This is a genomic window from Bacteroides sp. ET489 (genome assembly GCF_030518095.1).
In the GTDB taxonomy this organism is placed as follows: Bacteria; Bacteroidota; Bacteroidia; order Bacteroidales; family Bacteroidaceae; genus Bacteroides; species Bacteroides ndongoniae.
In genome coordinates, this window is the sequence record NZ_JAULLJ010000003.1 from 121,591 (window position 1) to 146,040 (window position 24,450).

General features: G+C 52.0%; 16 protein-coding genes. 6 read left to right on the forward strand and 10 right to left on the reverse strand.

From position 1 onward, the window contains the following. Window positions 1–159: 159 nt before the first annotated feature. The 5 genes from Q3C19_RS02820 to Q3C19_RS02840 form a co-directional block, all read right to left on the reverse strand. Complete coding sequence (locus Q3C19_RS02820) at window positions 160–1,956, reverse strand: glycoside hydrolase family 2 protein (RefSeq protein ID WP_302727090.1); 1,797 nt, start codon at window positions 1,954–1,956, stop codon at window positions 160–162. 228 nt (window positions 1,957–2,184) lie between these two features. Continuing rightward, window positions 2,185–4,719 carry an alpha-L-arabinofuranosidase C-terminal domain-containing protein gene (locus tag Q3C19_RS02825; RefSeq protein ID WP_302727092.1) on the reverse strand — a complete coding sequence of 845 codons (2,535 nt, stop codon included), beginning with the start codon at window positions 4,717–4,719 and terminating at the stop codon, window positions 2,185–2,187. Between the two features lie 213 nt (window positions 4,720–4,932). Next, window positions 4,933–7,299: a glycoside hydrolase family 127 protein gene (locus tag Q3C19_RS02830; RefSeq protein WP_302727094.1), complete on the reverse strand. Its 2,367-nt coding sequence runs from the start codon at window positions 7,297–7,299 to the stop codon at window positions 4,933–4,935. Between the two features lie 71 nt (window positions 7,300–7,370). Next, on the reverse strand, window positions 7,371–9,137 hold the full coding sequence (locus tag Q3C19_RS02835; protein ID WP_302727096.1) for a GxGYxYP domain-containing protein: 1,767 nt from the start codon (window positions 9,135–9,137) through the stop codon (window positions 7,371–7,373). 107 nt (window positions 9,138–9,244) lie between these two features. Further along, window positions 9,245–10,300, reverse strand: a complete 1,056-nt coding sequence (locus tag Q3C19_RS02840; protein ID WP_302727098.1) for a cellulase family glycosylhydrolase — start codon at window positions 10,298–10,300, stop codon at window positions 9,245–9,247. Window positions 10,301–10,636: 336 nt separating this feature from the next. Between Q3C19_RS02840 and Q3C19_RS02845 the strand changes: the two genes are divergently transcribed. Continuing rightward, window positions 10,637–11,656 carry a glycoside hydrolase family 43 protein gene (locus tag Q3C19_RS02845; RefSeq protein ID WP_302727195.1) on the forward strand — a complete coding sequence of 340 codons (1,020 nt, stop codon included), beginning with the start codon at window positions 10,637–10,639 and terminating at the stop codon, window positions 11,654–11,656. 37 nt (window positions 11,657–11,693) lie between these two features. Here Q3C19_RS02845 and Q3C19_RS02850 read toward each other — a convergent pair whose 3' ends face one another. Further along, window positions 11,694–14,237: a hypothetical protein gene (locus tag Q3C19_RS02850; protein ID WP_302727100.1), complete on the reverse strand. Its 2,544-nt coding sequence runs from the start codon at window positions 14,235–14,237 to the stop codon at window positions 11,694–11,696. Between the two features lie 368 nt (window positions 14,238–14,605). On the opposite strand from Q3C19_RS02850, the gene Q3C19_RS02855 reads away from it, so the two are divergent. The 5 genes from Q3C19_RS02855 (at window position 14,606) to Q3C19_RS02875 (ending at window position 18,861) form a co-directional block, all read left to right on the forward strand. Next, window positions 14,606–15,595, forward strand: coding sequence for a glycosyltransferase family 2 protein (locus Q3C19_RS02855; RefSeq protein WP_302727102.1), 990 nt, complete (start codon window positions 14,606–14,608; stop codon window positions 15,593–15,595). Between the two features lie 206 nt (window positions 15,596–15,801). Beyond that, the gene (gene radC, locus Q3C19_RS02860) at window positions 15,802–16,488 is read left to right on the forward strand and encodes a DNA repair protein RadC (RefSeq protein WP_302727197.1); all 687 of its coding nucleotides are present in this window, start codon (window positions 15,802–15,804) and stop codon (window positions 16,486–16,488) included. Window positions 16,489–16,586: 98 nt separating this feature from the next. Further along, window positions 16,587–16,898 (forward strand): SUF system Fe-S cluster assembly protein, encoded by a 312-nt coding sequence (locus Q3C19_RS02865; protein WP_302727104.1) that lies wholly within the window; start codon window positions 16,587–16,589, stop codon window positions 16,896–16,898. Window positions 16,899–16,916: 18 nt separating this feature from the next. Then, window positions 16,917–18,062 carry a TlpA disulfide reductase family protein gene (locus Q3C19_RS02870; RefSeq protein WP_302727106.1) on the forward strand — a complete coding sequence of 382 codons (1,146 nt, stop codon included), beginning with the start codon at window positions 16,917–16,919 and terminating at the stop codon, window positions 18,060–18,062. Between the two features lie 34 nt (window positions 18,063–18,096). Next, the gene (locus tag Q3C19_RS02875) at window positions 18,097–18,861 is read left to right on the forward strand and encodes a UDP-2,3-diacylglucosamine diphosphatase (protein ID WP_071148461.1); all 765 of its coding nucleotides are present in this window, start codon (window positions 18,097–18,099) and stop codon (window positions 18,859–18,861) included. A 198-nt stretch (window positions 18,862–19,059) separates the two neighbouring features. On the opposite strand, the gene Q3C19_RS02880 is transcribed toward Q3C19_RS02875, so the two are convergent. From Q3C19_RS02880 to Q3C19_RS02895, 4 genes are all read right to left on the reverse strand, one after another. Next, the gene (locus Q3C19_RS02880; RefSeq protein ID WP_302727109.1) at window positions 19,060–20,463 is read right to left on the reverse strand and encodes an alkaline phosphatase; all 1,404 of its coding nucleotides are present in this window, start codon (window positions 20,461–20,463) and stop codon (window positions 19,060–19,062) included. A gap of 71 nt (window positions 20,464–20,534) precedes the next feature. After that, entirely contained in the window at window positions 20,535–21,656 is a 1,122-nt protein-coding gene (locus tag Q3C19_RS02885; RefSeq protein ID WP_302727111.1) for an Sb-PDE family phosphodiesterase, read from the reverse strand. A gap of 23 nt (window positions 21,657–21,679) precedes the next feature. Then, window positions 21,680–22,588 carry a metallophosphoesterase gene (locus Q3C19_RS02890; RefSeq protein WP_302727113.1) on the reverse strand — a complete coding sequence of 303 codons (909 nt, stop codon included), beginning with the start codon at window positions 22,586–22,588 and terminating at the stop codon, window positions 21,680–21,682. Window positions 22,589–22,637: 49 nt separating this feature from the next. Continuing rightward, the gene (locus tag Q3C19_RS02895) at window positions 22,638–24,437 is read right to left on the reverse strand and encodes a RagB/SusD family nutrient uptake outer membrane protein (protein WP_302727115.1); all 1,800 of its coding nucleotides are present in this window, start codon (window positions 24,435–24,437) and stop codon (window positions 22,638–22,640) included. Window positions 24,438–24,450 lie beyond the last annotated feature (13 nt).

Consider the following 24,450-nt stretch of genomic DNA (forward strand, 5'->3'; position numbering starts at 1 on the left):
AAGAATAGTATTCCCGTAACTATGAGAATGGGGTTCTCACAACTATGAGAATACTTTTCTCATAACTATAAGAATGGTATTCTCATAACTGTGAGAATAACCTTCGCCAACTTGTTTATTTCCGACACGCAGTAATTCGAAATTCACTAACCTTAAGAATCATTTCTTTTGTGAATAGTCAAACGACTGAAAAATAGCCTTAATACGGTTCATGTCGAACTTGGGAGTACGGTCGTAATAATAAATGCCGTTTTTCTCCTGCTCTACATCCGTCAGTTGCGTATAGCAAAAGCCGACAACAATATTGGAACTGCCCATAGCCTGTACCAATCCTTCCAAACGTTTGTAGAAATCTTCCATAGCTTCCGGAACTGAGCCGTATCCCCATGAAGTGCCATTTTCTTCCGGCTTCATCCAACCTATACCTCCGAATTCGCTGACAATGTAAGGCTGACCTTCGTATACGGCCAGCGACTTGTCATCGCGAATGTTCCGGTAAGGCTCTTCACCTTCACGCCCTATCAAAGCATCAGCCAAAATCTTTGGATCCTGCTGATAGTTATGCACTCCCCATATATCTGTAAGAATGTGTTTGTCGCCGCTGGCGTCATTAATCGGGCGCGTGGGATCAATTGCCTTGGTAATGCGGTAAACATCGCGCACCAGTCTTGGATATACGACATTACCGGCTCCCCATGACTCATTAAAAGGAGTCCATGTTACGATAGAAGGATGGTTACGGTCGCGTATCACCACTTCGGTCCATTCTGCAATGAAATTGCGTGCAGCCAGTTCATCATCATGATTCATCGCCCAACTTGCACTTTCGCTCCATGTGAGGTACCCCAATTTGTCGGCCCAATAATGATACCGTTCCTCAAATACTTTCTGATGCAAACGGGCACCATTGAAGCCGGCATCCTTGCCCAGCTGGATATCTTTTCGTAAAGCCTCATCCGACGGAGCCGTCCAGATGCCGTCCGGATAATATCCCTGATCTAAAACCAGACGCAGGAAGTAGGGCTGATTATTCAAGTAGAACTTTCCATCAGCTGTATGAATTTTACGCATCCCCACATACGAGGTCACTTCATCCAGCAAGTTTCCCTGTTTGTCCTTTATCCGATAGACTATATCGTACAAGAAAGGATTTTCCGGAGACCAGAGCTTCATCTTCTTGACCGGGAGCACCAACATGGTTCCGTTGACACACGATGCTTTCCGGCTGGCTATTGTTTTCTCGCCTTCCTTCAGAATAACTTCAATCTCATTATCGGATTCCTGAAAGAACTCCGGCGAAACAAACAGCTGTTCCTGATCGATATCCGGACGCAAAACAGCCGACTTCAAGCCTTTTCTGTCCACCGCTTCCATCCATACAGTCTGCCAAATGCCCGTTACACGCGTATAGAGACAGCCGTTGGAATAAAATGTTGGCGACTGTTTGCCTCCGGTCTGTTTTCCGGAACGCAAATCATCGGTTACACGGACAACCAGATTATGACGCATGCCCGCTTTTACCTGACGGGTTATATCGACCGAAAACGAAGAAGAGCCTCCATAATGACGCTGCACAAAGTTTCCATCAAGATAAATCTCCGCATAATAGTCTACAGCACCAAAATGCAGATAAATGTTTTTGCCCGTCCAGTTTTCGGGTATATCAATCATGCGCTGGTACCACATGCAATTGATGAAGTCGGTATATTCCACTCCCGAGAGTTTGCTTTCCGGGCAGAAGGGTACTTGTATACGGTCCTTCAAGCAATTGCTATTCTGCAGATTGCGATGGGTACCCGATTTTCCGAAATCGAATTCGTAGCTCCACTCTCCATTCAGGTTCACCCAATCGTTTCTTACAAACTGAGGACGAGGATATTCCGAGCGGGGAAGCACACCAGCAGCAAGATGCAGACAACCAATGCACAGACATAACAAAGTCAACAACCTTTTCATAAATAGCGGTTCTGTTTGCCAATCAGAAGTTAAAGAAGCCTGAAGAAATATTGTCCGTCACAACAGCCATCAAGAATGCGGCACATGAAGCCAACCAACACATTCCGACGGGCTTCCTACCTCTGATTTACATTATTTATAATCAAGTTTAGGAATCACAGCATAGACTTTTATTGGAGGGAGAATGTACCGGAACAGTTCCGGTACATTCCTCTTCAAATCCTGCTATTATTTTTTCTTCATTCTCAGTACAGTTACCGAATTCGGCTTGAACTCATACTTAAATGAAGTTGAGAACTTGTTGTATGTAGTTTCTTCCGGTGTAATCTTAAACGGTTCTTCGAATGAGTTTTCTTCCAATTTGGAAGCAGCACTCAGCGTAATCACACGGCCGTTCTTTTCCACTTCGCCGCCTGCCAGATTGATTTGGGTAAGACACGGATTATCGGAAGCATTCACAACTTTCATAATCACTTCGCCTGCATTTTCATCATATCCGGCAATGTAGAACTTACGCTTCAAAGGCTCGTTCTGGTGAGTCAGAACCTGTCTGCCATCCATGTAATAGTCTGCCCCGTTTTCTGTAATGACAATACGTACCTTATGCCAGTTGTTTTCGTCCAGTTTGTCTGTTACCTTCTCCGACAATGTAGAAGAATTGTTGTCGTGTACTGTTTCGATGACAGAACATGAATTGTTCCAACCTCCCACATTCAGCATATAGCCTCTGCGCAGACTGAGGTCTTGCAAGCCGAAATAGAACAGGAAGCCTTCGTTACCGCTCAGTTTGTTTACTTCAAACTCGATTACGCTACCCTTGTTCACCTTACCCGTTTTCCAGAGCAAAGCCGTACGGTTTTCGCCACTTGTCTGAGTATAGACTCCGTTTTCCTGTTTCCAGGTTCCATGCTTCACTTCCCATTGAGAGTCGTCTGTCATGTCAGCTGCCAAGATCTTACCAGCAGCATCGGTCACTTTCAGGTTGCGGAACTGAGTCTGTGTGCTCCAGGTTCCCATACCCACATAGCCTTCGTAGTCGATAAAGGGTTCCAGTGCTTCGGGTTCGACTGTACCTTCAACCTTCAAGTTATAGGTAGGCTTATTCTCGACAAAGAGTTTCTGAACATAATACGAAGAACGTCCTACGACCTGATTGTTTGACATCCAGATCAGGTTGGTTGGCCAACCGCGGTCATTCCGGTTCTCAAGCAGCGGAGCATAAGAAGCCATTGTCACCAGATCGCTGTTGCGCTCCATACCTGTGATGAAAGCAGCCTCGCTCAATGCAGCAAGCATATTGCCTCCTCCTACACCTTGGTTACAAGCATATTCGCCTACATATACCGTATACTTACCTCTTTCGTGGTTGTCGAAGATATTGGCATTCTTGAAGAAATACTCCGGTTCTACATACCAGTGCGGGTCTACCATGTCCGTCTTACGAGCTTCGCCGATACCGCCGATACCATGATTGGAAATCAATGTCAGCTGCGGATATTTAGCTTTGATGGCTTCGTAGAACATGTTAAAGCGACGGTCGTATACCGGTCCCGAATTCTCGTTACCAATCTCGACATAAGCCAGAGAATAAGGTGCCGGATGTCCTTCCTTGGCACGGACAGCTCCCCATTCCGTATCAGTGTCACCGATAGCATATTCGATCGCATCCAATGCGTCTTCCAGATAAGCCTCGGCCTCTTTGTCGGAGCAAGCTTCGCCGGTACGTGCCTGACAGGCTATACCCACGTTGCACACATACATACCTTTGGCACCGATATCCTCGCAGAAATCCAGGAATTCTTTATAGCCAAAGCCGTATGTGTTGCGGTATCCCCACGTATCATATTGTCCCGAACGGGCTGCCGGATCGCCCAGCGTCTTCTTCCATTCCACACGGTTGACCAGTGTAATACCCTCAACAACACATCCTCCCGGCCAGCGAATGAAAGCGGGACGAAGACCTTCGAGCATCTGTGCCACGTCCTTACGCATTCCGTTCTCGCGTCCTTTATAAGTATCTTCGGGGAAGAGGGATACATAGTCGAAATAATAAGTATCTTCAGCAGGCAAATCGATAGACAAACGTCCTACAGAGGTTGTGTCCGAAACTTCGATCGTAGCTTTGTACTCCTGCCATGTTCCCGGAGTAAGGGTAAAACTTGCCTGACCCAGTTCACGGTCGTCCTTACCCAACAGACGTACTTTCAGCTCACCGTTGCTCTTCGTGTTACGGACAAACATACGCAACTTATAAGATGCGTCCTTCTGCAAGGCAATGCCCCAATATCCTTTGTTGACCAGCGAAACACCCTCGCCCAGCTTGGCCACCTCGACCTTCATCGAAGTAGGAGCTGTCTTGAAGTTGGGCTGTTCCGTCACCAGTGCAGCTGTTGCACCGGCAGCATCTTTCTGCACCAGTTCCCAGCCGGGATAAGGATCGGTTCCCCATTTGAAACGTCCTACTGTAGGTTTTCCTACCATATGATTAATAACCTGCGGAGGTACCAGTTCACCATTTTCTACCGTATAACCTTCGGGCAACACTCTTTCTTCGAAACTACGGTTCATCAGCATTTCACCGTAAAGTCCTCCGTCGCCCGCATGGTTGATTTCCTCGAAAAAGATACCATACATAGAGGATGGAACATCCGCTTCGTGCGAAGCTAAATCTACATTCAGGGTCATTTCCGGCTCTTGTGATTCGCAAGCGCTCAGGCCCACCAGAAATGCCGCGCATAAGCAGTAAAGATTTCGTTTCTTCATAATATTTTTTATTGATAGTTTAAGTAAATAATTCATTAGTTCGATTGAGTCTTTCTCAGAGTATCCGGGCGGAGTCTGTCCGTCCAACTGTCGGTTAACAGCAAGGCGTCATTCATCACCGCCTTGCCCGTTGACATGTGCAAAGAACTATTCCAGACCTTAACAAAAGGGTTAAAAGCGGATTAATTAACCCAGATTATTTATTAACCCGCATTAATCTTTTGCATTTTGTCTCACCAACCGGCATCCGAACACACCTCCTGCCGTCTGCCGGGGATTTGCCTGGAAGCGAATCTTGATTTTATCCTTATTTTCCAACAAATCGGCTGGTATCGGATACTCCACTTCGTAGACTTCATTCTTGCCGGTATCGTTCAAAGTCACCTCGGCTATAGCTGTTCCGTCCACTTCGATACGGAAGGAACGGTTTCCTCCGTCGCGCCCCCAGTAACGGGCTAGCAAAGACAGGTCGGTGCGTTGCTGTGTAGACATTTCGAATTCAAAATATCCTCCGTCAACAGCATCACGCCAGCTGTAAGTATTCAGCATTCCGGCATTCGTCTTTTCGCCTACAAGGCGGTGGTCTCTTTCCGACTGCATTTCGAATCTGATTTCATCCACCATCCGGCTTCTGATTTCCTTTTCCCGTTTCTTCCGTTCTTCGTATTTCACCTTCTCTGCTTTCCATCTGGCAGGTGTGAAGAAGTTCATGTAAAGGGCATAATCTTCATCGTTCACCGAGAACAAAGGACGCAGATTCAGTCGGCAGTTATCTGACAGACGGTCCGAAACAAATTCCAGTCTGCTCAGATCAGCCTTATCCATCAGCTGCATATAGTCGGTTGAACGGTCGGCCACGATGACAGGATCGGAATCAAGCGGATCACGGTCTTTCGCCAATACGTTGGCCAGCAACACCGGACCGTACATAAACACCCGGCATTCTTCCTTATCGGGAGCGGGCACTGTCTCCAATTTCATAGGCAAACGTACATCGACCACATCGCCGGCTTTCCACTTGCGGTCCAGTACGACATATCCTTTTTCTTCTTTCAGATCTGAAAGGCGTTCACCGTTGACTTCCACTTCCAACGGGGCAGCCAGCCAGGAGGGTTTCCGTATATACAGACTGAAGTGCTTCTTACGTCCTTCGGCAATGCGCAGCTGCGTACGGTCGGTAAAGGGGAAGGAAGTATGCTGTTCAATCCGTACGTTTTCGTCTTCCCAATCCAGAGTTGAGGGAATGAACAGATTGACATACAGTTTCTTGCCCGTATGGTTATAGATAGCTTCCCCGTACTTCACATGATTCTCCAGGCCGGTACCGACACAGCACCAGAAAGCATCGAAAGGCGAAGAGAATGCCTTGTGACCGCCGTTCAGATGGTTCAGATAGTAGACCACCATACCAGTTTTGGAATGTTGGGAAGCCAGAATATGATTGTACAACGCCCGCTCGTAATAGTCCATGTAGCGGGAATCGGCCGTAAAGGCAAACAGCTTCTTCGAAAGCTTCAGCATGTTGTATGTGTTGCACGTCTCGGTAGAATTGGAACTCAAGTGCTCCGATATTTCGTCGACCGGCGTAAAACGTTCGAAATTGCTGTTACCGCCATTGGCGTACGAATGATGTTCTACGACCGTGTGCCAGAAGTAGTCGGCAATATCGTACAGACTGTCAGAAGCCGTTACCCACGAACCGGTGGCACAGCCGATGATTTTAGGGATAATGGTATTGGCGTGCATCCCGTTCAGACGGTCCTGACGGGCAGCCAGCGGATCGAGCACAGCCTTGTGATAAAAGCGGCCGGCAAGTTTCAGGTAGCGTTCGTCGCCAGTCAGCGTATACAGCACATACATGCTGTCGTTCATACCGCCAAACTCGCATTGCAACATCTGCTGGAACTGCTCGTCGGTCAAGCGATCGGAAAGGTTCACCATCCAGTCGGCCAGCTTGCAGACTACGTCGAGTGCCTGTTTGTTGCCCGTATGCAGATAAGCATCCATCAGTCCGGCAAACAGCTTGTGCTGTGTGTAAAGCGGTACCCATCCGCCGTTCAGGTCGAAACCGGACGAATAGAGTTTACCTTCGGATATTTCCGTAAAAATCCGTTCCTGCTCGGGAATACCACCTACATAGCCGGTCATGACACCCGTGTAGTGCGCCTGACACTTGGCCAGTTCGCTTACTGTATAGTCTACGATTTCCTTGAAGCGTACGTCTTGCGTAGCTGCATACTGCATGGAACAGGCCGAAAGATAATGTCCCAGCGTATGTCCGGAGATGTTTTCACTCTCCCAGCCTCCATAAATTTCGCCCTTGACGGGCAATCCGGCAAACTTATGGAAACGATGCAGGAAACGGTCGGGCTTCAGGTCGAGCAGCCACTTGGCATCCAGCATCATGGCGTTGCGAAACACGCCGTCGGTCAGGGCAACGTCTTTCAGCGGAAAATCATAAAGTGCAACCTCGCCCCGGGGCGTTGCAGCAAACTTCTGCCCTTCCGCTACGGGATAGAACGACTGGGCACACACGTGGCCTGCAGCCGCACAACAAAGAGCGATAATGAGTTTTTTCATGATATTTCTAATGTATAGGATTATTTTATTCTGTCAGTAAAAAGATAGAAGCGGATATGCACACACGATTGTTAGCGCTTCTCCCCCTTCCGGACTGAGCGGATCGAATCGGCAGCTCCCATCAGTTTCTGGTTTGCGTCGATGATGCTTTTCACCTGTTCCGGATAATAGCTCATGCGCACCCTCCACAACAGTTCGTTGAGCGACACCGGACGAATGCCATCATCGAGCAATTCTTCGGTTGCCACAATGGGGCTGACACCCACTGCGCTCTCTCCGCTCACCTTACTTGTCTGGCCAAAATCGGACCAGGCATGGACAATCGTCCACGAATAACGGTCTTCTGCTACAGACAGTTTCTCGTCACGGTTGATCAGCGATGAAACATATTCGGGAGTGCCGCAAGCCGGACGGGCTGGATTCACTTCGTTCCACAACGAGAAAGTAGCCGTAAGAAGCGGAATCTGCATTCCCTTTTTGTTCTGGAACCAGAATACTTTCTTTCCCAGTTCGTAAGGGAAATACTGGATGGCTATCATACCGGTTATGTCGGTCATTTCTTCGGCATAGATCTGGAAAGCCTCCTGTGCTTCGGGGCTTTGTACGTTCTCGCAAATGGCGCCATACACCTTAACGCCGGTCTTTTGCAGGAAACTGTTCACTCTGCGGGCAAAGCGTCGCAACAGTTCTTTACGGTTTTTACGCTTCACGGCAAAAAGGTCCGGATACTGGTAGCCTCCACCGTATTCGATAAAGGTGCCGTTGCCTTTTCTGGCCACCATCTCGTTCCAGCTGACAGGCGAAATCACCGACAGGTTGGCCGGGCAGAGGGTCCAGTTCATTCCCTGGTCCGCAGCCTGCGGATGTCCCAGGTAGTGAGGATTGTCGATGAAGTTGCCCATGGTCCATTGCATGTTGTCGCCGTCACTCATCACAAAAGCATGTACATACGACGAATCGGCAAAGTTGATTTGTTCCGGCTCTACCTCAGTGACCTTGCGCAACGGAATGCGGGGAGCAGCCGCCGAAATAAGAGGCAAGTTCATGCACCAGTTGGAGGCTGTATTGAAGTGTCCCCACTCCGTCACCAGCTTGGTGAACTTGAATTCGTCACCACATCCCCATCCCACGATGGGCGAAAGCGGTTTTACCCACTCCAGTATCTCGTTAGCTGTCTCTATTTCGTCGGCATACAGCATCAGGCGGTGGGCAATAGCATAGTCGCGCATATTCGAAACGGCGGGATGAATGCTCAGTGCCGAGCTGTTGTTCAGCAGCCGGCGGTTCTTTCTGAAGCATTCGATCGTAGTCTCGCCCCGTGCGTTTTTCAGCTTCACCAGTCCGTGAGCCAAGGCTTCCTTCTCCAGCGAAACGTCGATAAGAACTCCCGACAGCAGCGAAGCGTATACCGTTGCCACGTTGCTGGAGTAATTTTCTATCTTGGTACCGTTACCCTTGTCTGTCTCGTACAGCACGTAGCCTTTCACCACGCCTTCTTTCTTCAGATAGTCCACCAGCTCCCAGGTGTCCATCGGGAAAATTTCACGGATGTCCAGTGCCTCCAGACTTTCCCTGAACAATCTGCGATAGGCTTCGTTACCGGTTTCCATCCACACCATCCGGTCGAAGCGTTCTTCGTTGACAGCCTTGGCTGCCAGGCCCGAAAGCGATTCCAACAACATCCGTTCCGCACTGTTGGCAGGATTTTTACACACTATCAACTTTTCGGGTGCTTTCTGTTCCGGCCACCCATAACGGTCGTCACCTCCTGCCGCCGCCCTGCACAAGGTAGCAGAAAGCAGCAGGCAAAACAACAAGATCACATTCCTTTTCATCATTATTATGTAGGTATTATTATTTAATTGAAAAAAGATACTTCAGTAACAGTCTCCCGGATTCACAGTCCTGTTCATCGGTCAGCACCATCCGGAACATATATTTATATTTATCTGGTCATTTGTTTTATCAGCTCAATTTCTTTTGCATCGTAAGGCGTAAAGTCGCCCTTATAGATGTCATGCTGCCACACACCCTTATAAGGCAGATGCTCCGGTCGGTGTCCCCAGCAAAGATGTGTCTGTGTCTTTCCGTTAACCAGCCCCCACATCATACAGCCGACATGATTTTCCTTGAACATCGGAAGGATATCCGGAATGGTGGACTGCGCAACACGATTCATCCATTCTGTACAAATCACCGGACGGCCCAAGGCCAGATGTTTCCGCATCACTTTTTCCGTCTCTTCTTTCGATGCATAGCAATGGAAAGTGATGATATCCGAGTTGGCAGAAAGAAAATCATCCAGCTCTTTCACTCCGTTCCACATGCCCGAAGTTATGGGTTGCGACGGATTCACCTCGCGTGCCCAGGCAAACACTTTACGCAGCAGAGGCCAACTCCGTTCGGGCATAGTGGTATTGGTAGGCTCATTATACAAGTCCCACATGAAAATACGGTTATCGTCTTTGAAACGGGTCATGACGTCTTTCACATACTTCTCCAGTTTGACGTGCGTACGTTCGTCTATCACCATTGAGTAACCCGGAGAAGGAGACCACGCCCATGCATACCAGCCTTCCAATGGTTCCGGCTGCTTCCCGACAACGGGGTCGGTATTGGCACCGAACGCACAGTCATCAAAGAAGATAGGCATCACCTTAACGCCATACTTGTCGCATATACCCAAAAAGGTATCGAATGTACGCAGGAAATAAGCAGGGTCATCCTCGTATACCACATATTGCATGACCACACGCGCACAGTTCATACCTAACTTTTTCATCAGCTTCATTTCGCGGTCGATCACATCCGGAGAGAAACTTGTCTTATCCCACATGGCCGTATAGTTAATCGCATTGGCCGGAATATAATTCACACCGCAATACCAGGGATGTTGTTTTCCCCACTGGTTGGCTTTTTCTACACTCCATACCCGGACTTGTGCCAGTACGGAAAAAACGGTCAGAAACGACACGCACAAACTAAATACAAATCGCTGCATACACATAAAAAACTAGATCACAAGTTTTACATCGTCCCAGAAAATCTTTTTTCTACAAAAGAAACCCCACAGCCTTAACCCGGCGATTAAAAAGGGGTTAATTAACCCGACTTTTTTATTAACCCGCCCCAGAAAGCCTCCAAAGGGCATACGGTTCATGTAAAAAGCTACAGCGAGCGGCTGGAGGCAACGGCTTTTTTGCGTACATTTGCACACGAATCCTTCCCCTGCTCCGCAACTTCCATGGCGGAGAAAAAGTATGTGCAGCGACATTTTTTCAATCATATATAAACTTAACGGAAAATGAAAAGAAAACCTGTATTCTTTGCATGTCTGATGCTGGCGGCATCGCTGTCTGCACAGCAGGGGAACGTAACAAGCGGCAACCCCGTATTTCCGGGCTGGTATGCCGACCCGGAAGGCATCGTCTTCGATGATACCTATTGGATATATCCCACCGTCTCCATGCTGCATGGCGAGGACACGCTGACCTACCGGAAAGAGGCCAGACGGAAAACCCGCGCCATCAATCCCGACTACAACCAGCAGACTCACCTCGACGCATTCTCGTCCAAGGACCTTGTGCACTGGACCAAGCATCCGAGTGTGCTTTCCATCAAAAACGTCAAGTGGGTGGAGTATGCCATGTGGGCACCTTCCATCATCCGGGCCAACGGCAAATACTACCTCTTCTTCGGAGGCAACGACATCCAGAGCGACAACGAGTACGGAGGCATCGGTGTGGCTGTGGCCGACCGTCCCGAAGGACCGTTCAAGGACGCACTGGGGAAACCGCTCATCTCGAAGTTCGTCAACGGGGCACAGCCCATCGACCAGTTTGTGTTCCGCGACGACGACGGACAGTATTACATGTACTACGGCGGGTGGCGCCACTGCAATGTCGTCCGGCTGAAGGACGACCTGCTGAGCCTGAAACCCTTCGACAACGGAGAATACTATCGCGAGGTGACTCCCGAAAACTACGTGGAAGGCCCCTTCATGATGAAACGGAACGGAAAATACTACTTCATGTGGTCGGAAGGCGGATGGGGTGGTCCGGACTACAGCGTGGCCTATGCCATCGCCGACTCGCCTACGGGCCCCTTCAAGCGTATCGGAAAGATATTGCAGCAGGACGAGCAGGTGGCTACCGGAGCCGGACACCACTCCGTCATCCAGATACCGGGAAAGGACGAGTATTACATCGTCTATCACCGTCGTCCGCTGGGATGCACCCGTTCGGGCGAACGGCAGGTGTGCATCGACAAGCTGGAGTTTGACGAACAAGGCTACATCAAGCCTGTCAAAATCACGTTCGAAGGCGTAACACCGGTGCCGCTGGGCGGAAAGCGCTGACGCCGTCACTCCTATCATACTTGCAGGCAGAAGAATATCAGCCTTTCAGCAGTTCGTCCATCGAAAGGGGGTATTCTTTTCCCTGCATCCGCTTGTATTCGCGTGCAAACTGCGAATATATCTTCTGTGCCTCTCCCCTCATCTTCTGCTCCTTACATACGTTCAGTGCGGCCTGTAACGCCTGTTCGTTCAGCGGATCAATCTCGAACACCAGCTGGCAGACGGACAGAACGTCGCTTCGCTTCAGCAACTCGTCCTGACGGTTCAGCCACGACAGCAGCCAGCCCAGCAGGCGGTCTTCGGTCCGGCCCTTAATCTGGTCGAAGAGATCATCGTCGATTCCTTTCAGAAACTTTCCTCTTGCCAGCAGCGGCAACAGGTCTTTGGCACGTTCCGGCTGACCGGCATATTCGGCCGCATGCATGTAGTCGCAGAAACACTCGTCGGACAGCGTGATGTTGAAGAAGCCTTTGCTGTAGTTCAGGGTGATGCCGTCCATCTCGGCCAGCGTCTTGCGGAGATGGTTGATGGTGACGCCTTTCAGGTTCTTCACCTTGGCATCGTCCTTGTCAGGCCAGAACAGGGTGTTCAGCGACGACGACAATACGCCTGTGCCCTCGGCACTCTCTACCAGAATGTAGATGAAAAGCTGCTTCAGCTTGTTGCTGAACATGTAGGTGATGTCGCGGCCCGCGCGGTCGTACACCGTAAAGTCGCCAAATAGGTAGACGGCACTGCCTCGCTTGACCGTTACTTCTTCTTCGGCCGCCGAGCTGACTACGGCCTCGGCAGCGGCAGGTGCGGCAGACGGCGCCACGGCAGCTACTTGCCTGCTAACGGCCATACGCCTGTACAGCAGATATGCGCCAACGGCCAGCACGATGACCACCGGCAACAGCCACCACAATCCCGCCGAACGGCGTGCAGCGTAGTGTGGCACCAGTTCGTCCTGTGTCAGGGGCGGAAAAGCAAGTTCGTAGGCCGAAACCCGCACGGTGTCGGGCTGCGAATTATAGTGTTCCTGAATGACGCAATACAGCTTGTCGGGCATCGTACTTTTGTACAGGGTCAGCGAAGTTTCGATAGCCACTGCCAGGAAGGGGATGGAGTCGCCCACGGGAACGGCTGTCCCGTCGACCAGCGCTATCCGGTAGAGCTGGACGGACGAATTGCGGTTGTACTCCTTGTAGCGCAAGGCATACAGCGCGTTCTCGGCCTCGGAGTAGATCATATTGTTGCCCACTACCTCCTTGACCGGCGAGGGCAGTTCCCAACACTTCTTGACTCTGCACGAAGGCAGACTCACTTTGTAGAGGTCGTTATAATAGATTCGGCCAAGCGACTGGTCGCCGCTGCTGTTGCCCACACCGCCGTAGATGTAGAGCACCGTATCGCCCACGTGGGCCATACCGGCGTTGAAGCGGGGCGAAATGACGTCGCCCGTCGTACGCAACGTGTCTATCGAGCGGGCATCGGGACGATAGGAAAGCAGGGCATTGCTGTACCGCTGGTTGCCGAAACCGCCGAACATCAGCAGTCGTCCGTGGCGCGCGTCCCAGTACGTATTGTGATGGTGCAGCTGCACGGGCAGCGATACGGAGTCGGTGGGACACCATTCGGCCCGCGTCAGGTCGAGCGAAGCCACGGTCGTGTAGCCGGGCGGTATGCCGTTGATTTCGTAAACGTAAAGCCGGTTGTCGCCCGCAGGCAGGAAGTTCGTTCCCAGACGCATCTTCAGCGGCAGCGGGTTGGCACAGGGCACGGACTGCATCGAGCCGCGCTGCAAGTCGTAGCCGTAAAGCGAATCGGCCGAGAAGACGTATATCTTCTTGCCCCTGCTGTCGAAATTGGCACCGCAGGGACCCAGTATCTTTTGTGTGAAGACCGGTTTCCAGTAGTAAGCCTCGTTGACTAACCATATCGGATTCTGCACCTCACCATATACCGTGCCCGAAGCATCGTGCACAGCCGTACCGGCATTCTCCGACAGAGGGAAACGGTATTGGCGCCCGCCGCCCCTGACCGTCAGGTTGCGCAGAGCGAAAGTAGGCAAGTCAACTGTAAATTCGTCGCGCCCGAAATAGATGTCCGGACAAATCGCCTGCCCGAACTCGGAGACCGACGTCACCTCGGCTTCCTGTCCGCCGACCGACAGACGAAGGGTTTTCTTCTGCAAGTCGAAACCGAAACTGACCGGCAACCAGCGGCAGCGGAGGGAGTCGTTGACAAAGCTGACCGAAGCATAGCTGGCTTTTCCGTCGGAATTGATTTGGAAGACGCTTTCGCGATCGTTCTTATAGGTAAAGATAAAGCTGAAGACACTTTTCGAGTTCAGGTCCTTCATCCGGAAGATGTAGCCGAATGTGTTGAACTCCTTAATCTGCACCTCGAAGTCGAGCACCAGCTCGTTCTTGAACTCGGGTACAGCCTCCTCGGCAAACACTTTGTACGAAGTGCGATCCTCCATGCGGTACGAATTTCCCAAAAACTGAAGCCCGTCGGCCAGCGCCGGAACCGTCCAAAGGAAAAACGCCAACAACACATACCACTTCATACTCTTCTTTGCTTTCTTTCTTTTCATAGCCAAACCGCGGGTTAGAACATAATCAATGACAAAAGTAGCCAAATATATCTAAATGGAGTATAAATGCCACATAATTTGTTCGCCCATTTTTCGGCCGGAGAGCGGTCGCGCAGCCCCCGCGAGCCGTGCAAGTTTCTCTCGCGAGCCATGCAAGTGTCGCTCACGAGCCGTGCAAGTGTTGCTCGCGAGCCGTACAAGTGTCCCACAAAAGCCCTGCGACATACCCCTCAGCAGGCCTTCGGAAGCTCTGCCATCCGTACTGCCCGGAGAGAACAGAAGAGAAAAACGAATATCGCCCCGCATTATTCCCCGATAACCGAATATTTTTCCTACATTTGCCTCCGTCAAGAATAAAGAAACACACCATGCGCTATTCCTTCATTATTCCCGTATACAACCGTCCCGACGAAGTGGACGAACTGCTGCAAAGCTTGCTGGAGCAAACCTTCCGCGACTTCGAAGTCATTGTGGTGGAAGACGGTTCGTCGGTGCCTTGCCGCGACGTGGCGCTGAAGTACGCCGACCGGCTGGACCTGCACTACTACACCAAGCCCAACTCCGGCCCCGGCCAGACCCGTAACTACGGTGCCGAACGCAGCCACGGCGAATACCTTATTATATTGGATTCGGACTGCATCCTGCCCCCCGGCTATCTGGACGCCGTCGAAGCCGAACTGCAAGCCGCGCCTGCCGATGCCTTTGGCGGACCCGACCGTGCACACGCGTCGTTCACCCCCATACAGAAGGCCATCAACTACTCCATGACCTCGTTCTTCACCACCGGCGGCATCCGCGGCGGTAAGAAGAAGATGGACAAGTTCTATCCCCGCAGCTTTAACATGGGTATCCGCCGCGATGTCTATCAGGCCCTGGGCGGCTTCTCGCGCATGCGCTTCGGCGAGGACATCGACCTGAGCATCCGCATCTTCAAGGGCGGGTACCGCTGCCGCCTGTTTCCCGGCGCATGGGTCTATCACAAGCGGCGCACCGATCTGAAGAAGTTCTTCAAGCAAGTGCACAACTCGGGCATCGCCCGCATCAACCTCTACAAGAAGTACCCCGAATCGCTGAAGCTGGTCCACCTGCTGCCCGCCCTCTTCACGCTGGGCACTGCCGTACTGCTGCTGGGCACCCTGTTCTGCCCCTGGTCGCCCCTGCCCCTACTGCTCTATGCCCTATTAGTGATGGCCGACTCGACCGTGCAGAACCACAGCCTGCGCATCGGGCTCTACTCCATCGCTGCCGCCTACATCCAGCTCATCGGCTACGGCACAGGCTTCTGGCGTGCGTGGTGGAACCGCTGCGTATGCGGCCGCGGGGAATTCGAAGCATTCAAGAAGAATTTTTATAAATAACGTTGCACCACAGAGGACACAGAGTTTCACGGAGTTCTCAATTTCACCACAGAACACCGGAAAAAGAACCACAGATCACACAGATTAACACGGATTACAATTTCAACAGAATAAAAAAATCTGTGTTAATCCGCGTAATCCGTGGTAAATAAAAAAACTCTGTGAAACTCTGTGTCCTCCGTGGTGAACCCCAAAAGAAGCACACCATGAACAAACTCACCATCAAGCAACTGGCTGCCGAAGACCGTCCCCGCGAAAAGATGATGCTGAAAGGCATCGAGACATTGAGCAACGCCGAATTGCTGGCCATTCTGATCCGTTCGGGCTCGACTAACGAAAGTGCCGTGGCACTGGCACAACGCCTGATGAACGACTGCGGCAACGACCTCAACCAACTGGGCAAGTGGGAGATGCGCGACTTTGCCCGCTTCAAGGGGCTGGGCCCTGCCAAGAGCATCACCATCATGGCCGCCCTCGAACTGGGCAGACGCCGCAAGCTGAGCCAACCTGCCGAACGCCCTGCCATCCGCTGCTCGACCGATATATACGAGCTGTTCTACCCCCTGATGTGCGACCTGCCCACCGAAGAGTTCTGGATACTCCTCCTCAACCAGGCCGGAAAAGTAATCGACAAAGTCTGCATCAGCCGCGGAGGCATCGACCAGACCACCGCCGACGTGCGCACCATCCTGCGCGAAGCCCTGCTGCGCCGCGCCACCCAGCTGGTACTCGTCCACAACCACCCCTCGGGCAACACCCGCCCCAGCAACGACGACCGCCGCCTGACCGACCGCATCCGGCAAGCCGCGCAAATCATGAGCATACGCCTCACCGACCACCTCATCGTCACCGACGGCAGCTACTACAGCTTCGCCGACGAAGGCGCCCTCTGACCGCACGGCACACAAGAAACCGCGGTCCGCAATTTTGCCGTTTCAATTAAAATACATAGCTTTGCCACCATAAACAACCCCTTAACAATGCAATTCGTATGACCCGATTTGAAATAGAAGAGAAAATAGTAGCCATGCTCAAGACCGTATATGACCCCGAAATACCCGTCAACGTCTATGACTTGGGCCTCATCTACAAGATAGACGTAGCCGACGATGGCAACGTCAACATCGACATGACCCTCACCGCCCCCAACTGTCCCGCGGCCGACTTCATCATGGAAGACATCCGCCAGAAGATAGAGAGCATCGAAGGCGTCAGCTCAGCCACCATCAACCTCGTCTTCGAACCCGAATGGGACAAGGACATGATGAGCGAAGAAGCCAAACTGGAACTCGGATTCCTATAACGAATAAAACTGCATACCATGAACAAGAAACAACTCAGCCTGCTGGCCGCCACCGCACTGCTCTGCGCCTGCCAGCCCGCACCCAAACAGACCACGATCACCGGCAACCTGACCGGTATAGAAAGTGATACACTGATAGTCAACTACTTTTCCCTGTCGGACCTGAGCCGAAGCGCGGTGCAAAGAGATACAATAGCCATGCAGAATGGGCAATTTTCCTTCCAGCTTAAGAACGACAGTGTACCGATGGAGGCCTATTTCTATGCCAAACCCAGTAACGGTGCCGAAGCAGCGTCGCTTCGCCAGACAATCGGCGTAGTAGCCTTCCCCGGCGAGACAGTGGAGGTAAGCGGCTCCATGGACGACTACCATCTGAAAGGAAATGCCTTCCACCAGGCCTACGAAGAAGTGCGCAAACAGTACAAACCCTATGAGGACAAGATGCACAAAGTGACACAAGTCATCATCGACATGCAGAACAAAGGAACACTGACGCCCGAACGCATCGACTCGTTGCGACAGCTCTATGAACCCATCCATGCCGATATGCAAAAGGTGAAGGAAGACTACATCCGTCAGCACCCCGACGAAGACCTCTCCGTTTATCTGATATCCGGCATGGGCAGAACCGCAAGCGACCTGCTCGACCTTGTCGGCGAAAAGGCGAAAAACGGTCCGATGGCTTCGCTCTATCGCGCCATGATAGAAACTATCAACCAACAGAAAGCCCGCGAAGAAGCACAAAAAAGCATCACAGAAGGCGCCGACGCCCCCGACTTCACCCTGAAAGACATCCAAGGCAACGACCTCACCCTGTCGTCGCTGCGTGGCAAGTACGTGGTGCTGGACTTCTGGGGCAGCTGGTGCGGCTGGTGTATCAAAGGCATCCCCGACATGAAGAAATACTACACCAAGTACAAAGACCGCATGGAGATACTGGGCATCGACTGCCGCGACACGGAAGAGAAATGGAAAGCTGCCGTCAAGGAACACGAACTGCCCTGGCTGCACGTGCGCAATACGGACGAGACAGACATCACCGTGAAGTATGGCATACAGGGATATCCCACCAAAATCGTCATCGATCCGCAAGGCAAAATCGCCAAAGTAGTGGTAGGCGAAGACCCCGCCTTCTACAAATACTTAGACGAACTGTTCAAATAAGAGATAAACGTCAACCCCTAACATCAAGCCTGATATGAAGAACGTATATTTCCTTTCCGACGCACACCTCGGCTCACGGGCCATCGAACACGGGCGGACGCAGGAACGCCGCTTAGTCAACTTTCTGGACAGCATCAAGCACAAGGCAGCTGCCGTCTATCTGCTGGGCGACATGTTCGACTTCTGGTACGAATTCAAGACCGTCGTGCCCAAGGGATATACGCGCTTCTTGGGCAAACTGTCCGAACTGACCGACCTGGGCGTGGAAGTGCACTTCTTCACGGGCAACCACGACATCTGGTGCGGCGACTATCTGACCAAGGAGTGCGGCGTCATCCTGCATCGCCACCCCCTGACCACCGAAATCTACGGGAAAGAGTTCTACCTGGCCCACGGCGACGGGCTGGGCGACCCCGACCGCAAGTTCAAGATGCTGCGCACCATGTTCCACAGCCGTACCCTGCAAACCCTCTTCTCGGCCCTGCATCCGCGCTGGAGCATGGAGTTCGGGCTGAACTGGGCCAAGCACAGCCGCCTGAAGCGCGTGAACGGCAAGGAACCCGACTACATGGGCGAAAACAACGAGTTCCTGGTGCTCTACACCAAGGACTATCTGAAGAGCCATCCCGACATCAACTTCTTCATCTACGGACACCGCCACATCGAGCTCGATCTGATGCTGAGCGCCACCTCGCGCATCGTCATCCTGGGCGACTGGATCAATTACTTCTCGTACGCCGTATTCGACGGTGAAAACCTTTTCCTCGAAGAGTTCATCGAAGGGGAAACGAAGCTGTAAAAGCCGACTGTATAGATACGAAAGAAGGGTGCATTAAGCAGAAGAACTGATTTTTCAGGCACGGATTACACGGATTTTTACGGATTGTTTTATTCTTTTCACCGTGATTTTCCGTGTAATCCGTGCCTAAAATTTGTAACCTGTTCTTCTGCTTAATACACCCTCTTCAGCTTGCGCCCGGCGCAAGGCCGCGGTGGGTTACCACTTGTAACCGGCAGCCTTGGCGATGCGTTTCGGGATGTCCGTATTGTCCATCTTGCCCATGAAGAGCTTCGAGCCGGCACCTACGGCAAATACAGGTACGTATTCGGCCGAGTGGCTTCCGGTGGTCCAACCCAGCTTCGACATCTGGCTCAGTACCTTCTTGGCAACGGCGGCCAGCGGTTCGGTCTTCGAGTAGAGGCTCTCTTCGAAGACTACCTTATTGCGGACAAAGGACGATTCGAACTCGTCTCGCAACATCTTCTCCTGCTCCCAGGTGGGTGTCAGTTCGCCCCAGAAGCCCATGCGTTCGGTCAGCAAGGCTTTCACGTCTTCCCAAGTGGCTTTGTTGCCCTTGGCTTTGCGAAGGTCGGTAAGGGCGCGCGACAGCAGGTCAACCGACTGTTTCTGGCAATCGAGCGACTTGAGGTTCAGCGTGTAGTTGCTGTTGCCCAGTCCCAATCCACCGGTTTCGTGGTCGGCTGTAATCACAATCAGCGTCTCTTTGGGGTGCTTCTTGTAGAATTCGTAAGCCACACGGACGGCGTTGTCCATGTCGATGACTTCCTTGACCATCGTGGCGGGATCGTTGCTGTGGCAAGCCCAGTCAATCTTTCCACCCTCGACCATGAGGAAGAAGCCCTTCTTGTTGTCGCGCGACAGGAAGTCGATGGCGCTCTCGGTGATCTGTGCCAGCGTCAAGTCGCCCTCGTTGCGGTCGATGGCATAAGGCAGGCTCGATGCGTCGGTACCGTCTTTCTGAATCAGCACCATCTTGTCGGCATCACCGGCCTTGGCCTGATATTCGTCAATCCCGCGGGCGATGGTGTATCCGGCCTGCTCGATGATGGGGTAAATGCTGGGAGCATCTTTCTTGTCGAACGTACGGGCGGGTTTCAGGAAACCGCTGCCTGCGTAGAAGTCGAAACCGGCTTCGGGCAGCTGAAGGGCTATTTCGTAGTACATGCTGCGATCAGGCTGGTGCCCATAGAAGGCTGCCGGAGTAGCGTGATCGACACTGACACTGGTGGTGACACCCACCTTCTTGCCGGCACGTTTGGCACGCTCGGCCACGCTCATCACCCGTTCCTTGTCGGCATCTACGCCGATAGCGCCGTTATAGGTCTTCACACCGGTGGCAAGGGCTGTTCCGCCGGCTGCCGAGTCGGTGATGGAGTTGGAAGCCGAGAACGTGGTGGCCATGCCTGCCACGGGGAAGGAAGCAAAGCAGAGTGGCTCGGTGCCGATGCGTCCCTGTTGTTCGCCCAGGTACATTTCGGTAGTGTTCACCTGGTTCAGGCCCATGCCGTCGCCAATGAAATAGAATACATACTTTGCCTGCTGTGCTTTTGCCGCCAAGGCCACCAGCAGGAAGAGCATCAAATACGTCAATCGTTTCATAACTATGATATAATGGTTAATAATACAAGCAAAGGTAGGCATTTTCGGCCTACCTTCACTCCTCTTTTCCGTTAAAACAACGAAACTTCAATGCACTGTTCATAGGCTGTCAGCAGGTTGGTTACCTTGTAAGCAACGGGGTTAGTGCCGTTTTTGGGTACCGACACAACAACCGAAGCCCTTGCCGGCAGCTGGATAAATGACGGATAGCCCTTGACTTCCAAAGCCGCCTCAAGTCTGAAGGGGACGTCGCACGTATTGGTCACCGTCACGTAAGCCGAAGCCTCTGTTGCATAGTGTGAAGGCTGCACACGGACAGCTCCTTCGAAGAACTTCTTCAGATAGTCTTCCTTGCCTATCAGCGTATCGTAGAACCAGATGAGCGTACGCCCGCCAAAGAGAGCTTCCTTAATGGCAGCCGCCGTATGTTCCTTGGCCAGCACGAGGGTCAGAGGACGGTGCGACACCTGCGTCCTGTCATACAGGCGCTCGATGACATCGTGCACGTCGGTATTGGCCATCAGCGTCAGTTTCTTTTCCTTGGCCCATTCCAGCGCTTTGGGATACCACTCGAACTCGTTGAACACTTCGATGCCGTTCAGCAAGCCTTCCTTCCAGAGTCGTTCGTGCATGTCGTGCCACTTCACTTCCTTGACGTTCCATCCCGGATGATTCCAAAAGATGTAGGCTCCCTGCCTGTGTGCCTCGCGCAGTGCTTCCACAACGTCGTCCTTCTGCAAGGCATCCACATCGTTCAAAAAGAGGGCATTAAGATGTCCGGGGGGCATGGAACGGCTTATTTCAGCTCCCTTAATCAGAATGATGCCGCGCCGCAGCGCCTCATCCTCGGCATTTTTAAAAGCCAGATCCAGGTCGCCCTTCTTCATGCCTTCGCGGGCAGGTTGTCCCTCTACGTGGTCGCTCAAGGCAATGGCATCAAGACCTTCTTCCCATGCCTCGTTGACACGAAGTGAAGGCCACACGATGCCGTCAGAAAAGACGGTATGGATGTGGAAATCGCACTTCAGCAAGTCGTATCCGTCAATCTGTGGCAGACTGATGTCACGACGTACTTTCACTCTCTCCTGCCCCATCTTGATACGGTCGGGCAGCTCTTGTGTTTGCTGGGCATACATTCCGCTCCAGCAGGCGGCAGCCAAAACTGCCGTCATCAGCAATCGTTTCGTTTTCATTTTTTCATTTTATGATTATCGGGTTATTTTCCGGGTACTTCCCATCCATAGTCGATGTACTCCCAGGAGATGCGGTTGTTTTCGTCCACTTTGACCAAAAGGAAGCCTTCCTGTGTAGTCAAGAAAGGTCCTTGCCACCAGCATGCCGACACGGCACCGGCAGTAACAAACCACAAGTCGCGTTCCTGAATCTGCTCGTAGATGTGCTGGTGTCCCTGCAGGACGAGTTGCGTATTGTGCTCCTTCAGCAAGTCAACCACAGCCTTGCTATCGGCAATCATATCCCAGGCCTTCATCGTACCTTCCACTACGGGATAATAGAGCGACAGCATGGGCACGTGAAGCGAAACAATGACCGGCGTCTGACGGCTCACTGTGTCAAGGTCGGCCTTCAGCCAGGCCAATTGCTCGGCGCCTACGCTATAGGGAACATCACCACCCTGCGGATAAAGACTGTTGAGGGTAACAAAATGAACACCTTTCTGCGTGAACGAACCGTAAGTCTTGCCATAATGTTTCTCGAACATTCCGAAACCCAGTGTATCGGCCTTTCCTCCGGCCAGGTAGAATCGGTCGTGGTTTCCGATGGTGAAATGGGCTGGCAGTCCGGACTCCTTCACCAACCTTGCAAAGCGTGCATGCAAGGTATCGGCAGTCACTTCGGCATCGCCCAGCTGGTCGGTATCGGCATTGTCTCCGCCAAAAAGTACAAATTCGGCTCCTTGGTCGGCAGCGACCTTCAGGGCCTTCTTCAGGCCTTCGTTGCCATTGCCGCTATTGTCCTTGTTCAGGTGGACATCAGTTAAATAAGCAAACGTCAGTTTGATGGCAGGTTGTTGAGACTGATTCTGCCGGTCAGTCTGATTGCAGGAAGCCAGACTGACAGCACAACAGCACAGGACCACCCACTTCGATAAAAATCCTTTTCTCATTTTCGTATTGTTTTAAAAGAGTTATTCATTGAATGCTTGCGGGGAGGGATCATTCCCAGCCGAAGAGTTGCGGTCCCAGATTGGGATTCAGATCCATCTCGTGACGGGGAATGGGACGATAGTAGAACTTCGGTTCCTGGAAAGTACCCATGTCCTTGATGGTCTGAATGGTACCATGATCGCCGTCACTCAGATAAACGGTGGCATTCTGGTCGTCGATGGTTCCGGCACGGTAATAGACCAGTTTCTCGCCCAAGGCATTGGTTTCTTTGTCTTCTTCGGCAGGAATCGACTGCGAGGAAGGTATCAGGCAGATGTCTTCGATGCCGTCGCCGGTCAGGTCGAACTTGCCCAAACTCGGGAAGTACAGGCCTTCCGGTTCCTTTTCGAGCAGTTTGCCGGCATGCCAGCGCATGAGGTCGTCGAAGCGGAATCCTTCGAACACCAGTTCGACACGACGTTCGCGACGGATTTCGAGCAGCGTCGACTCAACGCCGGGGAAGGCTGCTGCCATCACCGGATCGACGGGCGGATTCATTTGCAGGTGGGGCATTCCGGCACGGTTGCGCAGCAGGTTCACGGTTTGGTCGAGCACGTCTTGCGTCAGTTCGCCCAATTCGGCCTTGGCCTCGGCATAGGTCAGCAGTACTTCGGCATAGCGGATGACGGGAAAATCGATGCCAACGTAATAGCTTTCTTCCTTGTTGTTGATGAAGCCCTTGATCTGATGATATCCGGAGAAATTCTTGTTGAACGTCTGCACGTAGATACCGGCACCCGTGGCGTAGGTCATGGTGTTGATCAGCTCCCAGCCCGGATAAGCCAGCGTCTGATAAATGCGCGGGTCACGGTCCTTGAACTCTTCGACGAACTGCCTGGTCTGGTAACCGGGCTGCGAAGAATAGTAAGAGCCGTCTTTCATCAAGTAAGCCTGTACCAGATCTTTGGTCGGACAGGGGATGTAATTACCGAACATATAAGCCCAGAAACCATTCTCGGCCACGTCGTTCTCGTAGTAACAGGCTTGTATCATTTCGGGATTGGTCGTCAGGTCGGGACTATTGAACAATGTATAATAGTCCTCGTCAGGTTTTCCGGTATTATAAATCCGGAAACCGCCCTCCTCCATGATTTCCGAAGCGGCATCGGCTGCCATACGCAGATAGTCGGCGGCGGTCTGCTGCAGGTTCAGTTCGTCGTGATACTTGCGGTAGGTGCCTTCGTACAGGGCATGGCGGGCCATGGTAGCCAGTACAATCCACTTGTTGATGGCACCTAAAGGTTCGGTGGCACGGACGTGTTCGGCTGCAAACTGGTAGTCTTCGAATATCTTGCCGATAACGAAGTCGCGCGAGTCGCGAGCCTTATACAGGTCCGGGTCGTCGGTGGTGAGCACTTTATCGTACCAAGGCACATCGGAATAGGTTTTCACCTTATCCATATAGAAGGCGGCGCGGTAGTAACGGGCTACACCCTGATAGTGGGCCAGGACATCTTCGGTCACTTTGGCGCGTCCGCAGTTGGCCAGGAAGAAGTTGATGTCGTACAGACGCTCCCAGCTCCAGCCGGCATTGATGGTGACCGAGTTGGGATTGGGCGATGTCATGATGTTCTTGATTTCGACGTTCGAAGTCGTGGCTACATCGTCGGTACCCTCGTCGGAGTCGTAGCTGTAACCTGGTGTGTTGACCAGACCGTAACAATACATCTGCAAGTCGCGTTCGGTATTGAAATACGATTCCACACCGATTTCCGTATGGGGTTGCCGATTCATAAACGAATCGTTGCACGAAGTAGCCAGCAGCAAAGTGACTGAAAGAGCCAGGGAAGGTATAATCAGATTTCTCATTGTCGTTTGTAAT

Excerpts from the sequence above, each read along its gene's own strand:
- Q3C19_RS02850 (WP_302727100.1), bottom strand. The coding sequence starts at position 14,237 with ATGAAAAGAAAGAAAGCAAAGAAGAGTATGAAGTGGTATGTGTTGTTG.
- Q3C19_RS02845 (WP_302727195.1), top strand. The coding sequence starts at position 10,637 with ATGCTGGCGGCATCGCTGTCTGCACAGCAGGGGAACGTAACAAGCGGC.
- Q3C19_RS02825 (WP_302727092.1), bottom strand. The coding sequence starts at position 4,719 with ATGAAGAAACGAAATCTTTACTGCTTATGCGCGGCATTTCTGGTGGGC.
- radC (WP_302727197.1), top strand. The coding sequence starts at position 15,802 with ATGAACAAACTCACCATCAAGCAACTGGCTGCCGAAGACCGTCCCCGC.
- Q3C19_RS02830 (WP_302727094.1), bottom strand. The coding sequence starts at position 7,299 with ATGAAAAAACTCATTATCGCTCTTTGTTGTGCGGCTGCAGGCCACGTG.
- Q3C19_RS02890 (WP_302727113.1), bottom strand. The coding sequence starts at position 22,588 with ATGAGAAAAGGATTTTTATCGAAGTGGGTGGTCCTGTGCTGTTGTGCT.
- Q3C19_RS02835 (WP_302727096.1), bottom strand. The coding sequence starts at position 9,137 with ATGATGAAAAGGAATGTGATCTTGTTGTTTTGCCTGCTGCTTTCTGCT.
- Q3C19_RS02875 (WP_071148461.1), top strand. The coding sequence starts at position 18,097 with ATGAAGAACGTATATTTCCTTTCCGACGCACACCTCGGCTCACGGGCC.
- Q3C19_RS02855 (WP_302727102.1), top strand. The coding sequence starts at position 14,606 with ATGCGCTATTCCTTCATTATTCCCGTATACAACCGTCCCGACGAAGTG.
- Q3C19_RS02870 (WP_302727106.1), top strand. The coding sequence starts at position 16,917 with ATGAACAAGAAACAACTCAGCCTGCTGGCCGCCACCGCACTGCTCTGC.
- Q3C19_RS02885 (WP_302727111.1), bottom strand. The coding sequence starts at position 21,656 with ATGAAAACGAAACGATTGCTGATGACGGCAGTTTTGGCTGCCGCCTGC.
- Q3C19_RS02840 (WP_302727098.1), bottom strand. The coding sequence starts at position 10,300 with ATGCAGCGATTTGTATTTAGTTTGTGCGTGTCGTTTCTGACCGTTTTT.
- Q3C19_RS02880 (WP_302727109.1), bottom strand. The coding sequence starts at position 20,463 with ATGAAACGATTGACGTATTTGATGCTCTTCCTGCTGGTGGCCTTGGCG.
- Q3C19_RS02865 (WP_302727104.1), top strand. The coding sequence starts at position 16,587 with ATGACCCGATTTGAAATAGAAGAGAAAATAGTAGCCATGCTCAAGACC.
- Q3C19_RS02895 (WP_302727115.1), bottom strand. The coding sequence starts at position 24,437 with ATGAGAAATCTGATTATACCTTCCCTGGCTCTTTCAGTCACTTTGCTG.
- Q3C19_RS02820 (WP_302727090.1), bottom strand. The coding sequence starts at position 1,956 with ATGAAAAGGTTGTTGACTTTGTTATGTCTGTGCATTGGTTGTCTGCAT.